A 13,573-nucleotide genomic window follows, 5' to 3' on the forward strand; every position below is an offset into this window, starting at 1 on the left:
ATCGACATCGAACCGATCAATCAGGTTGGCGCCGGCGAAGATAACGGTCAGGTGAGTCACCTGAACCGCCTTGGGTTCGCCGCTGGTTCCCGAGGTGAAGATCATCATCAAGGTGTCGGTGGGCTCGACCTCGCGATGCGGCACCAGCGGCCCGGCCGCTGCCAGCAAACCAGCCCACTCGTCGCCTGCGACGTCGATGACGCGGACTCCGGGCAGATCCAGTCCGTCGAGTAGCGCGCAATGGTCCGGATCGGTGAGCAGTATTTGGCAGTCGGCGCGGATGATGTCTTTGGCCAGCGCCGCGCCGCGACGGGTGTCGTTGATGCCGCACAGCACGTAGCCACCGAGCGCCGCGCCCGCCATCGCGGTGAGCATCTCGGGTGTGTTGCCCAGCAGCGCGCCGACGTGCAGCGGGCGCATGGGGTCGGCGATGCCGATCAATGCGGCGGCGGATGCCGATGCATCCGCCAGGTGCTCACGCCAGGTCCACACCCGATCGCCGTACTTGACCGCGGGCGTGGAGTCGCCCATGCGTGTGCGAAGCAGTTGCTGAATAGTCTCCGCCACGGCTCACCACTCTCCTGTCGGTCTACGACAGGCGCAGGTTACCGCCGCAGCGTGGGCTGCAAAGCGGGACGGGCGATGTTGCCCGCTGAAGCAGTGTGCTAACCGGTTAGTCGTTGTCCATGCCCGGTGTCGTCTTGGACACCTGAACCAGGAACTCGTAGTTGTTCTTGGTCTTTCGCAGTTGCGACATCAACAGGTCGATGGCTTGGTGCGAATCCAGGCCCGACAGCACGCGGCGCAGCTTGTGCACGACCGAAAACTCGTCTGGCGACAAGAGCAATTCGTCCTTACGAGTACCCGACGGATTCACGTCGACGGCGGGGAACACCCGACGCTCGGAGATCTTGCGGTCGAGCTTGAGCTCGGCGTTACCCGTCCCCTTGAACTCCTCGAAAATGACTGTGTCACCGGTGGATCCGGTCTCGACCATCGCGGTGGCGATAATCGTCAACGATCCGCCCTCCTCGATGTTGCGCGCCGCGCCGAGGAAACGCTTCGGCGGGTAGAGCGCCGTCGAGTCGACACCACCGGACAGGATGCGGCCCGACGCCGGCGACGCGTTGTTGTACGCGCGCCCCAACCGGGTAATCGAGTCGAGCAGCACGACGACGTCTTTGCCCTCTTCCACAAGTCGCTTGGCGCGCTCGATGGCCAGCTCGGCGACAGACGTGTGGTCTGACGGCGGCCGGTCGAACGTGGAGGCGATGACCTCGCCCTTGACCGATCGCGTCATATCGGTGACCTCTTCAGGCCGCTCGTCGATGAGCACAACCATCAGATGGCATTCCGGGTTGTTCTGAGTGATCGCGTTGGCGATGCTCTGCAGAATCATCGTCTTACCAGCCTTGGGCGGCGACACGATGAGTGCGCGCTGGCCCTTGCCGATCGGCATGATCAGGTCGATGACCCGCGTGGTCAGCTGGTCGGGGGTGGTTTCCAGCCGTAGCCGCTGGTTGGGGTACAACGGCGTCAACTTGGTGAAATCGGGACGCTTCTTGACGTCTTCGACCGGCCCGCCGTTGACGGTGTCCAAGCGCACCAACGGGTTGAACTTCTGTCGCTGGTTGGGTTGTTCGCCGTCCTTGGGCACGCGCACCGCGCCGGTCACCGCGTCGCCGCGGCGTAAGCCGTTCTTGCGCACCATGTTCATCGACACGTAGACGTCGTGCGGGCCGGCGAGATATCCGGAGGTGCGCACGAACGCGTAATTGTCGAGCACGTCGAGGATGCCGGCGACCGGCTGAACGACGTCGTCTTCCCGAAGTTCGGTGTCACCGCCGCCGCCGTCGCCCGGACGATCGCCGCGACGCCTGCGCTCCCGGAATCGGCGGCCTCGGCGGCCGCCGCGCCCGTCACCGTCGTCGTCTTGCTGGTTCTGGTTCTGGTTCGAGCCGCCGCGGTTCTGTTGGCCGCCGGAGCCCTGTCGGTCGCCGCCGCGTTCGGAGTCCTTGTCGGACTCGCGGTCGTCGGACCTGTCCTGCTGGTCGCGGGCGGGCCTGTCGTTCGCGCTCTGCTGCTTCTTGTCGTTCCGGTTGTCGTTCCGGTGGTTCGGCTCCCCCGCTTTGTCGCCGGAGGATGGCCGCTCGCGGGAATCGGTGCGAGTTGCGTCCTCGACCGCGGACTCGCTGTGGTCGGTCGCGACCTTGGTGTCGTGGTTGTTGTCTGATTCGCCGCCGGCGCCAGCGTTGGGCGACGCGCCGTTGGCGTGGCCGCCCTGGCGGGTTTCCCGGATCGCGGCGATCAGTTCGCTCTTGCGCATTCCCGAGGTGCCCTTGACGCCGGACCGATTGGCCAGCGCCCGCAGTTCGGGAAGCACCATGGTTGCCAGTGAGCCATCCGACGCACTCGAGTGGGCGTCGTTCTCGCTGGAGGTATCTGGGGTCACGGGGTTGGACAGCTTGTCATTTTCAGTGCTGTCGCCAGCCGTAACGAGGTCCGTATCAGTCACGGATTTCCTTTCTCTCCCTCGCTGATCGAATCAAGCCAGGGGTTCGTGGCATTCGGCCAATTCGCCGAGTGCTGCCAAAGATCGACTCTGTAACGGTGATGGCCAAGAATGGCGGTTTCAATGGCGAACCATCGTCCACGAGAAGAATTTGGTGTTAGTCCTAGTGTCGACGCAGATGCAGATGCTGCGATTGCTGGACGGCTCCGAGGATAACCTGCTTCGATGCCGGAAGCAAGAAGCCCCTCCGCCGCGTCCTGGGGACGCTAGCTGGGAACTGCTACTCCCGAACTCCAGCGTACGCCGTCGCCTGCGGTCATTTCGCTGACCGCGAACCCGTTTGCAGCGGCGTAATCCAGCACCTCTGCGGGCAGGTCAGCTGCCGTGCTCAACGCAATTACCGCCGGACCAGCGCCGGAAAGCACAGCTGCGATGTTGTAACGGCGCAATAGCTGCAGATATTCCGCAGATGGGGGCATCGCGGCCGCACGGTGCGGCTGGTGGAGCACGTCCTCGGTGGCGGCTAACAGCAGGTCAGGCCGCTCGGTGAGCGCCACCACGAGCAGGGCCGCGCGGCTGACGTTGAAGCGGGCGTCCTCGTGGCTGACCTGCGTGGGCAGCAGCACTCGCGCCTCCACCGTTGACGAGCGTTCGGTGGGAATAGCCGGGAACAGGCGGATATCGGGATGCAGCCGCAGTGGCGCCGCCGAATAAGCCGGCGGGCCGGCGCTTGAGTCGGTCCACGAGACGATCGCGCCACCCAGTACCGCAGCGGCCGCATTGTCGGGATGCCCTTCGAATTCCGACGACAACTGAATCAGCTCGGGCTGGCTCAACGGTGTCCAACCCGCCTGCGCGAGAAGACCATTGACCGCGGCAAGGCCGCCGACGACTGCCGCAGCCGACGACCCGAGCCCGCGCGAGTGTGGGATTGCGTTGCGGCACAGCACTTTCAGGCCCGACACGCTGACACCGGCGGCTTTCAGACCGTGCTCGACGGCGCGAACCACCAGATGGCCGCTGTCGAGCACCAGCTCCCCGGCGCCCTCTCCTTCGACCTCGACGACCAGCCCGGAATCGGTTGTCTCGATGATGATTTCGTCATAGAGACTCAACGCCAGCCCGAGACTGTCGAAGCCTGGGCCCAGGTTCGCACTGGAGGCCGCGACCACCGAACTGGCCAGCAGCCCGGAAGCAAGCATTAGACCAACCCCAACTTCGCGACGACCGCCACGGGGTCGACCGGAACCGGCTCCACCGTCGGCATGTCGCGCAGCGCGGTGTCGGGATCCTTGAGGCCGTTTCCGGTCACGGTGCACACCACGGTCGATCCCGACGCCACCCAGCCGTCCTCGACGGACTTGAGCAGGCCGGCGATGCTCGCTGCCGAAGCCGGCTCGACGAAGACGCCCTCGGCACCCGCCACCAGGTGATATGCGGCGAGAATCTCGTCATCGGTGGCGGCCAGGAAGCGCCCGTTGGACTGTTCCTTCGCCGCCACCGCGGGCCCCCACGACGCCGGCGAGCCGATGCGGATCGCGGTGGCGATGGTCTCGGGGTGGCTCACCGGTTCGCCGGTCACCAACGGCGCTGCACCGGCGGCTTGGGTGCCCAGCATGCGCGGCAGCTTGTCGATCACACCGTCAGAGTGGTACTCGGTGTAGCCCTTCCAGTACGCCGTGATGTTGCCCGCGTTGCCGACTGGCAGGGCATGAACGTCCGGTGCATAACCCAACACGTCGACGATCTCGAACGCCGCGGTCTTCTGACCCTCGATGCGAACCGGATTGACCGAGTTGACGAGTGCGATCGTCGGAAAATCGGCGACGATCTTGCGGGCGACCTCCAGGCAGTCGTCGAAGTTACCGTCGATCTGAATGATCTTGGCGCCGTGCATGACGGCCTGAGCAAGCTTGCCCATCGCGATCTTGCCCTGCGGGATCAGCACCGCGCAGGTGATGCCGGCGCGGGCCGCGTAGGCGGCGGCAGATGCCGACGTGTTCCCGGTCGACGCGCACATCACGGCCTGCTGGCCGCGGGCCACCGCGTCGGTGACGGCCATCGTCATGCCGCGGTCCTTGAAAGAGCCGGTGGGATTGAGGCCCTCGACCTTCAGATGCACTGTGCACCCGGTCTTCGCCGAGAGTCGGGGCGCGGGAATCAGCGGGGTGCCGCCCTCGAACAGGGTGACCGGGACCCAGTCGTCGCCGACCGGCAACCGGTCCCGGTATGCCTCGATCAGGCCGGGCCACCGCTGATGGATGGCGGCCTTGGACGAACTCATACCTTGGTTCCTTCCAGCCGCAGGACGCTGGCCACACCTTGCACCACGTCGAGTTCGGCCAGCGCGGCTACGGTTTCGGACAGGGCGGCGTCGGTGGCGGTATGGGTGACCACCACGACGCGAGCGCCGACGCGGCGTCCGCCCTCGCCGACCACGCCCTCCTGGCGGACTTCGGCGATGCTGACTTCGCGCTTCGCGAACTCGGCTGCCACCGTGGCCAAGACACCGGGCTTGTCCGCGACGTCCATGCTGACGTAATAGCGGGTTTCGATCATGCCCATCGGGGCGATGGACAGTTGGGCGTATTTCGACTCTTTGGGCGCGCGGCTGCCCAGCACCCGGTTACGGGCCGCCATCACCAGGTCGCCCGTCACCGCCGACGCGGTCGGCGCCCCGCCGGCACCCTGACCGTAGAACATCAGCCGGCCGGCGGCCTCGGCCTCGACAACGACGGCGTTGAAGGCGCCGTTGACGGTCGCCAGCGGGTGCTCCAGTGGCACCAGCGCGGGATACACCCGGGCCGAAACCTGCTGTTGTCCATCGTCGGTGGTGATCCGTTCGCAGATGGACAGCAGTTTGATCGTGCAGCCCAGTGCGCGTGCGGATACGAAATCCTCGGGGCTGATCTTGGTGATGCCCTCGCGGTAGACGTCGTCGGCGGTCACCCGGGTGTGGAAGGCGATGGACGCCAGGATGGCGGCTTTCGCCGCGGCGTCGTAGCCTTCCACGTCGGCCGTCGGGTCGGCCTCGGCGTAGCCGAGCGCACTCGCGTCGGCCAGGGCCGACTTGTAGTCGGCGCCGGTGCTGTCCATTTCGGACAGGATGTAGTTGGTGGTGCCGTTGACGATGCCGGCCACCCGTTGCACCGTGTCGCCGGCCAGCGACTGGGTCAGTGGGCGGATCACCGGGATGGCGCCGGCCACGGCGGCCTCGAAATACAAGTCGACGCGGGCGTTTTCGGCGGCCTGTGCCAACTCTCCGGTAGAGACCGAGAGCAGGGCCTTGTTCGCCGTCACCACCGACTTACCGTGCTCGAGCGCGGACAGGATCGCCTTGCGCGACGGCTCGACCGGCCCCATTACCTCGACCACGATGTCGACGTCGTCGCGGGTGACCAGCTTGTCGATGTCGTCGGTGAGCAGATCGGCGGGCACACCGCGGTCGTCGGCTACCCGCCGTACGCCGATGCCGCGCAGTACCAGCGGCGCGCCGACCCGGGCGGCGAGGTCGTCAGCGCTCTCCTCGATGATGCGCACAACCTCACTGCCCACATTGCCCAGTCCCAATACCGCTACACCGACCGGCTTTTCATCGCTGCTCACGCGTCACCTCACTTCCAGACTCAACAGATCGTCGACCGTCTCCCTGCGCAGAATCAGACGGGCCCGTCCGTCGCGCACAGCCACCACCGCGGGGCGGCCCACCAGGTTGTAACGGCTCGACAGCGAATAGCAGTAGGCGCCGGTTGCGGCCACCGCTACCAGGTCGCCCGGCGTGATGTCATCGGGCACCCAGGTATCGCGGACCACGATATCGCCACTCTCGCAATGCTTTCCAACGATACGAGCGATCGTCGGTACTCCATCGGTGGCACGGGAGACCAGACGTACGTCGTAGTCGGCGCCGTACAGCGAGGTGCGGATGTTGTCGCTCATGCCACCGTCCACGCTGACGTAACGCCGGTGCGCCGTCGCGCTGACGCCGACGTCTTTGACGGTGCCAACCTCGTAGAGGGTGATGGTCCCGGGTCCGGCGATGGCGCGTCCGGGTTCGACGACGAGTCGCGGAACCGGCCGACCCACCGCCGCAGACTCGTTGCGCACGATGCCGCTGAGCTTGTCGGCGAGTTCACCCACCGGTGGCGGATCGTCGTTGGGCAGGTACGAGATGCCAAGGCCGCCACCGAGGTCGACGGTGGCAATATGGGAAGTCTTGTCGACGCCGAACTCGGCAACGACGTCGCGCAGCAGACCGATCACCCGGTGCGCGGCGATTTCGAAGCCTCCGACGTCGAAGATCTGCGAGCCGATGTGGCTGTGCAGCCCCACCAGCCGCAGGTGATCGCTGGCGAACACCCGCCGAACCGCGTCCATCGCCGCGCCGTTGGCCAGCGACAGCCCGAACTTCTGGTCTTCGTGGGCGGTGGAGATGAACTCGTGGGTGTGCGCCTCGACGCCGACGGTGACGCGGACCAGCACATCCTGAACGATGCCCGCCTCGCCCGCGATGGCGTCGAGGCGCTCGATCTCGATCATCGAGTCGACGACCACATGACCAATGCCGGCCTTGACCGCAGCGGTCAGCTCGGCCGGTGATTTGTTGTTGCCGTGCAACGCGATCCGCTCAGGCGGGAAGTCGGCATTGAGTGCGACGGCGAGCTCGCCACCGGTGCAGACGTCCAGCGACAGGCCTTCCTCGTCGATCCAGCGGGCTATTTCGCTGGACAGGAAGGCCTTTCCGGCATAGTGCACGTTGGCGCCGCCGCCGAACGCCGCCGCGATCTCGCGGCACCGCGACCGGAAGTCGTCCTCATCGATCACGAACAGCGGCGTGCCGTACTGCTGAGCGAGCGACGGCAGCGACACACCGGCAATGCTGACGACTCCGTCGCTGCCGCGAACGGCGTTGCGCGGCCAGACATTCGGGGCCAACTCCAGCAATTCCTGGGTGCTCGACGGGCATGGTGGAACGCCGGAGTGGTGGAACTCTTCGGCGTGCCGGGGGCCGGCCGGGTGCGCGTTCACATTCGCTCCGGAGCGCTGACACCCAAGATGGCCAGCCCGTTGGCGATCACCTGGCGGGTCGCCTGGCAGAGCGCCAGCCGAGCGGTGTGCAGTTCGTTGGGCTCCTCGTCGCCCTGCGGCAACACCCGGCACGAGTCATAGAACCGGTGGTAGTCGCCGGCGAGGTCTTCGAGATAGCGGCACACCCGGTGCGGTTCACGCAGTGCCGCCGCGGTTTTCAGCACCCGGGGGAACTCGCCCAGGTTACGAACCAGCGCGCCCTCCTTGTCGTGGGTGAGCAACTCGAGGTGGCCGGTGTCGGGGATCAGACCCAGCTCGGCGGCGTTGCGGGCCAGCGCGGAAAGCCGGGCGTGCGCGTATTGCACGTAATAGACCGGGTTTTCGCTAGACGCCGACGACCACAGCGCGAGGTCGATGTCGATCGGGGTGTCCACCGAAGACCGGATCAGGCTGTAGCGCGCCGCGTCGACACCGATCGCCTCGACCAGATCGTCGAGCGTGATCACCGTGCCGGCCCGCTTGCTCATCTTCACCGGCTGCCCGTCGCGGACCAGGTTGACCATCTGGCCGATGAGCACCTCGACGGAGGCCGGGTCGTCGCCGAATGCCTGGGCCGCGGCCTTCAATCGGGAGATGTAGCCGTGGTGGTCCGCGCCGAGCATGTAGATACACAGGTCGAAACCACGCCCGCGCTTGTCCAGGTAATAGGCCAGATCGCCCGCGATGTAAGCGTGCTTGCCGTCGCTCTTGATCACGACGCGGTCCTTGTCGTCGCCAAAAGCACTGGTGCGCAACCAGGTTGCGCCGTCCTTCTCGTAGATGTTGCCGTTCTCGCGCAGCCGTGCGATCGCCTGCTCGACGCGGCCGCTGGTGTGCATCGACTCTTCGTGGGTGTAGACGTCGAAGTCGACGCCGAAGTCATGCAGCGATTCCTTGATGTGGGTGAACATCAAGTCGACGCCGATCCGCCGGAACGTCTCGTGCTGTTCGGCGTCGGGCTGGCTCAGCGCATCCGGTGCCTGCTGCAGAACTTGTGCGGCGATGTCGGCGATATAGCTGCCCGCGTAGCCGTCTTGCGGAGCGGGCTCACCTTTCGCGGCGGCGATCAGCGAGTTGGCGAACCGGTCGATCTGGGCGCCGTGGTCGTTGAAGTAGTACTCGCGTACCACCTCGGCACCCTGCGTGGTGAGCAGCCGGCCCAGCGCATCGCCGACGGCCGCCCAGCGGGTGCCACCGATGTGGATGGGTCCGGTCGGGTTGGCCGAGACGAACTCGAGGTTGACGTTGTGGCCGGCCTGGGCGTCGGAGTTGCCGTAGGTGTGGCCGGCGTCGATGACGTTGTTGACGATTAGACCCTGCGCCGAGGCGTCCAGCCGCAGGTTGATGAAGCCGGGTCCGGCGACCTCCGCCGAGGCGATGCCGTCTGCGTGAGCCAGCGCATCGGCGAGCCATCCGGCCAGTTCGCGGGGGTTGGCACCGACCTTCTTGGCGAGCTGCAGCGCCAGGTTGCTGGCGTAATCGCCGTGCTCGGGGTTGCGTGGCCGCTCGACGGTGATCGCCGGCGGCAGCGCGCCGGTGTCGAGCGCATGCTCGGCCAGCACCGCGGTCGCGGTGGCCTTCAGCAGCTCGGCTAGATCGACGGGATTCACGCAGGCCATCCTATGGGCTGAGGTCCTGTGGCTTCGAATCCATTCCGGTGCTCAGCCGGCGGCCGTGATGAGTTAGTCTGTCGTGGCCCGTTGGCGCAGCATTTCGTGCGTGCGCCCCCGTAGCTCAGGGGATAGAGCGTCTGCCTCCGGAGCAGAAGGCCGCAGGTTCGAATCCTGCCGGGGGCACCAGAGTTTCCGCAGATCAGGGGCAATGTCGCGCGATATTCGCGCATTCACGCAACCGGCGTGGCGGGACTGCTGCGAAAAAGCAAGAACTGAGCATGGCGTGGCCCGCAGTCATTGGCCGTCGTCGGGCGCTCTTTCCCGGTGTTCTGTTTCATCGATTTTGCGCTCGAAATCCAAATATTTCGCATCGCAATCGACCGATATAGGCGCAAGCTGCAGTTATGCAGCGATGGGTGCCGGAGCGAACCGATCCCGCCTCGCGGTTCGATTCCGCCCAGCGAGGCTACCAACGCAACGGCGATCGATTAGGAGGTTGTGGGGCAATGGATTTCGCATTTTTACCACCGGAGATCAACTCGGGGCGAATGTATGACGGCCCCGGAGCAGGGTCTATGCTGGCCGCCGCGGCCGCCTGGGACGGGCTTGCCACCGAGTTGCACTCGACGGCAACCTCTTACGGATCGGTGATCTCGGAGCTGAGCGCGGGGCCCTGGCTTGGCGCCGCATCAGCTGCGATGACAGCCGCAGCCGCACCCTACTTGGCCTGGTTGAGATCCACCGCCACGCAGGCCGAACAGACAGCCGCCCAAGCCAAAGCGGCGGCGGCCGCCTATGAGGTGACGTTCGCGGCGATGGTTCCGCCGCCGGTGATCGAGGCCAACCGCGCCCTGTTGCAGGCGCTGGTGGCTACCAATTTGTTCGGGCAAAACGCCCCGGCGATCGCCGCCACCGAGACCCTCTACGCCGAGATGTGGGCACAAGATGCCACCGCGATGTACGGCTACGCGGGCACCTCGGCGTCCGCGACAACGCTGACTCCGTTCACCCCGGCACCACAGACCACGAACGGGACATCGGCCGCGGCGAGCACGCAGCCGGCGACGTCCCAACTCGCCTCCACGGCAGTGCAGGGGCTCGCATTGCCGGCGGCTGCTGACCCCCTGGGCACGCTGGCGGACCTGATTGACCTCGGGCTGTTCTTGCCGAATGTGGCCCAGACTGGGCTGACGCCATTGAACACCGTCGGCTTATTTACCGACTTATCGTACGACGACTCGGAAGTCCGGGATGAGGCGTTGAAAGGCACCGAAGATGAAATCGCCGCCGCGTTGAACATCCCCGGTTACGCCCCGAGCACGACGCCAGGCCTGGCTACGGCGTTGGGCCGGGCGGAGGTCCCGTCGGTGTCGGCGGGTCTCGGTCAAGCACCGTCGGTCGGAAGGTTGTCGGTGCCACCGGCATGGACTGTGGCGGCCCCGGAGATCAGGCTCGCCGCAGTGACATTGCCGGCCGCCAGCCTCGGCGCCGCCCCAGAAGTCATGGCAGCCAGCCCCGGAAGCCTGTTCAGTGAGATGACCCTGGCAAACATGGCCGGCCGCGCCATCAGCGGCACTACTGCCCGAGGATGTCAGGAGCGCACTGGGTCGATTTCCCGCTCCCGCGCCATGTCGACGCCCACGTCGTCGAGCGGCCACGGGACGGCAATTGCCGCCGACATTCGCGAATTCGCTCAGGCACTAGTCACACTCGGCGACCTGCGCGATTCAGGGCTCCTGACAGACGAGGAATTCACCGACCAGAAGGAACGCCTTCTCGCGCGCTGAATCGCGACATTTCATGGCTCATAACAGGACGAAAGCGCAGCGGTTCGGATATGGTCCGCGCGGCGCCCCTACTGGCAACTGCCGGCCGGTGCCGGTACGGGTCCGGTTGGTTGCGGCACCAGAGCGCCGAAGGGACCTGGCGGGGGTGGGGGCTTGACGCACTGCACAACCACCAGTGCGGCCGTCCCCGGGGCGCCCCGGTTTATGGCGCGCCAGTATGAGCCATCCTCATAGGGCACGCCGTCGCACGACGGCTCGACAGGAGACATCATGTCTACCGTCCCGCCACCCGGGCAGTAGTGGGCGCCCAGGTCGGGCTTATGAGGGTCAGGGTCGGCGTGGCCGACCGGCGCAGCCAGCATCGCGGCGGCGGACAGCGCCAATGTCATCACATACTTCATGACCGGCATCATGCTGCCTACGGCGGCGGTCCGCCGTGCTTTGGGCCACGAAATCGCACGGTGTGTCGAAAATCTCGGAGTGCACCAGGGGGCCGTCGAACGGCTACGACACCTCTTCGAGCGGCCGCGTGTCGCTGCTACGGAGCCGACGGTCGACTCGGTGCAGAAGAAGGACTTAGTCCACTGAGCTGGTGGTCGCGTGGCAAATCGGTAGCGCGACGGGCAGTTCGTGCGACACGGAATCGCCAGGCGGCGTGACCACCAACGTGCCTTCACGTGGGCAAGGATTTCCCGACCCATTGATGTCCAGCGCAGACGACTCGACGTCCGCATTCGCGATGTCACCCGGGTTGAGGTGCAGCACATGCGCCGCGTTGGCCGGCCGGTTCTCGACGTGCACCAGCACGCCGCCGGCCGCGGTGACCAGGTTTGCATCCGGATATCCGGCGAGCATGCACTGGTTTGACGACGTGTTCTTGAAGGAAACGACGACGCGCCGCAACGTGTTTACCGACTGGATCGGTCCGTTGCTGACCGTCAGGTCAGCGTCGGAGCAATGGCCCGGCGCACCCGCTGGCGCGCCGCCACCACCGCCGCCGTCGTTGGGCGGACCCCAAGCGGGTGCGGTCGCGGCCACGCCAAGTGTTGCGACCGAAATGGCGATCCCAGCTGCCAATATCGCTAACGGCTTCATGATTTCTCCATTTGCTACTGAGGTTCGGATGCCGTGGCTCTATAAACCCCGCCTACTCGTGGGAGATCGAGTCAGTTGACGGCGCCGCGGGTCACCTGCGGCCCCGGTGCGGCGCGATGCCGCGACAGCAGCCGCGCCGCTTGGCCCGGCGCACCGAGTTGAAGCATTGCGGCCAACGCCGTTTCCAGGATCACCTCTTGTTGCACGCGACTGCCGCCGATCGAGGCAAGCCCGCCAAGCGATTCGAGGAGATAGTCGAGCGCGGCGCGCGGCTCGCCGGCCGTCAACGCGATCAGGCCTTCGCCGATCAGACGCAAAGTCGTCAACTGCGCATCGGTGGCACCCGGAACATTGATCGCGCGGATAGCGGCCGGATCATTCGCCGCGGCCAGAACCAACAGCGCATGAAAAGCGATGAATGGCGTCTGCGGCGAAAAGGCAAGCGATCCAACCTCGTTGATCACAAGCATCGGGTCGGGTGGTGTGACCCAGTCCGGGTGCAGACGGGCCCGCCACGCCAACGATCCGGCGTCGACCAGACAACGCACATCCTTCGAGTGCGGTGGGGCAAGAGACGCGTTGTACCGGCGCGCGGCGGCAGCGGCGTCGCCCATCGCCAGCTCGTGTAGCGCAGCGTGCCATTGGAAGTGCGGTAGGTAGCGCTGCGTGCTGCCGTCGCTCGGGATCCAGTCCGTCAGCCACTTCAGCCCGGCCCCGTGCGCATCGGTCTCGTAGTGCACGTGGCTCAGGGCGTGCGCGGCGTTGCCGTTGCCCGGATCGAGTTCCAGTGCGGCGTCGGCCAAATCGGCCGCGTCGTACCACAGGCCCTGCTCGGTTCGGCCGTAGGCGCGCAGCCCGAGATACCACGGCGCCTCGCCGTGCACACCGGTGAACCGCTCGACATATTGCCACGCATCCGGCAACGCGTCACCGGCCCCGGCGAACGCGATCGACGGCGCCAACACCAGCAACGCGACCGCGTCGTCCGGGATGCGATCGAGGTGGTCGATGAGTGCGTCGGTACCCGCCTCGTTGCCCTTCTCACACCAGGTTGCGATGGCCTCGACGTGGCTGCGGTCTTCGTCGTTGCCATGCGCCAAAGCCGCACGCGCACGGGCGAGATGGCCGCTGACGGCGTCGGGGCCGCCAGCCCGGTCCGGCCGTTCGGTGGCGATCATCGCCAACGCGACGTGCGCGCGTGCATGGTTCGGGTCTTCGGCGACCGCGGCAGCAAAGGCGGTCGAGGCACGGTCTTGAACCGCGAGCAGGCGACGCACACCTTCGGCATACGACGCAGAAGCACCGGTCAACGTCGGCGCAGCGGCGACAAGACGGGGTGCGCGCACCGGTTGGTGCCGAGTGCCGTCGGCCAGCAGCTTCGCGATAGCCGCTGCCTGCGTGCGGATTTCGGGAATTGCAGTGGCTTCCCACTCCTCGCCCTGACGAATCGAGCCGACGCAGACGATGCCCGGGACCGTGTCCCCCGATCCGTCGATGAG

10 protein-coding genes, 1 tRNA gene and 1 pseudogene are annotated in these 13,573 nt (G+C 66.2%); 2 read left to right on the top strand and 10 right to left on the bottom strand.

Annotated elements, in window-relative coordinates:
* From VGH54_RS06380 to argS, 7 genes are all read right to left on the bottom strand, one after another.
* On the bottom strand, positions 1 to 567 hold a 567-nt coding region (locus tag VGH54_RS06380; RefSeq protein WP_331511097.1), incomplete at its 3' end, for an AMP-binding protein.
* Between the two features lie 106 nt (positions 568 to 673).
* On the bottom strand, positions 674 to 2,464 hold the full coding sequence (rho, locus tag VGH54_RS06385) for a transcription termination factor Rho (protein ID WP_414688656.1): 1,791 nt from the start codon (positions 2,462 to 2,464) through the stop codon (positions 674 to 676).
* Between the two features lie 314 nt (positions 2,465 to 2,778).
* The gene (gene thrB, locus VGH54_RS06390) at positions 2,779 to 3,714 is read right to left on the bottom strand and encodes a homoserine kinase (protein WP_331511099.1); all 936 of its coding nucleotides are present in this window, start codon (positions 3,712 to 3,714) and stop codon (positions 2,779 to 2,781) included.
* A complete protein-coding gene (gene thrC, locus VGH54_RS06395; protein WP_331511100.1) occupies positions 3,714 to 4,796 on the bottom strand; it encodes a threonine synthase in 1,083 nt (360 codons plus the stop codon). Before thrC ends, thrB begins: the two co-directional genes overlap by 1 nt.
* Entirely contained in the window at positions 4,793 to 6,118 is a 1,326-nt protein-coding gene (locus tag VGH54_RS06400) for a homoserine dehydrogenase (RefSeq protein ID WP_331511101.1), read from the bottom strand. The genes thrC and VGH54_RS06400 overlap by 4 nt, the downstream gene beginning before the upstream one ends.
* A gap of 3 nt (positions 6,119 to 6,121) precedes the next feature.
* Positions 6,122 to 7,456, bottom strand: a complete 1,335-nt coding sequence (gene lysA, locus VGH54_RS06405) for a diaminopimelate decarboxylase (RefSeq protein ID WP_331511106.1) — start codon at positions 7,454 to 7,456, stop codon at positions 6,122 to 6,124.
* Positions 7,457 to 7,536: 80 nt separating this feature from the next.
* A complete protein-coding gene (gene argS / locus VGH54_RS06410) occupies positions 7,537 to 9,189 on the bottom strand; it encodes an arginine--tRNA ligase (RefSeq protein ID WP_331511102.1) in 1,653 nt (550 codons plus the stop codon).
* 113 nt (positions 9,190 to 9,302) lie between these two features.
* On the opposite strand from argS, the gene VGH54_RS06415 reads away from it, so the two are divergent.
* Positions 9,303 to 9,378 (top strand) — tRNA-Arg (locus VGH54_RS06415).
* A 320-nt stretch (positions 9,379 to 9,698) separates the two neighbouring features.
* The gene (locus VGH54_RS06420) at positions 9,699 to 10,979 is read left to right on the top strand and encodes a PPE family protein, SVP subgroup (RefSeq protein ID WP_331511103.1); all 1,281 of its coding nucleotides are present in this window, start codon (positions 9,699 to 9,701) and stop codon (positions 10,977 to 10,979) included.
* A gap of 68 nt (positions 10,980 to 11,047) precedes the next feature.
* Here VGH54_RS06420 and VGH54_RS06425 read toward each other — a convergent pair whose 3' ends face one another.
* The 3 genes and pseudogenes from VGH54_RS06425 to VGH54_RS06435 form a co-directional block, all read right to left on the bottom strand.
* The gene (locus tag VGH54_RS06425; protein WP_331511104.1) at positions 11,048 to 11,380 is read right to left on the bottom strand and encodes a hypothetical protein; all 333 of its coding nucleotides are present in this window, start codon (positions 11,378 to 11,380) and stop codon (positions 11,048 to 11,050) included.
* A gap of 175 nt (positions 11,381 to 11,555) precedes the next feature.
* Positions 11,556 to 12,074 carry a DUF4232 domain-containing protein gene (locus tag VGH54_RS06430; protein ID WP_331511105.1) on the bottom strand — a complete coding sequence of 173 codons (519 nt, stop codon included), beginning with the start codon at positions 12,072 to 12,074 and terminating at the stop codon, positions 11,556 to 11,558.
* A gap of 71 nt (positions 12,075 to 12,145) precedes the next feature.
* Positions 12,146 to 13,573, bottom strand: a pseudogene (locus tag VGH54_RS06435) (hypothetical protein); the annotation flags it as partial.

The organism is Mycobacterium sp. (assembly GCF_036488105.1).
Lineage (GTDB): Bacteria > Actinomycetota > Actinomycetes > Mycobacteriales > Mycobacteriaceae > Mycobacterium.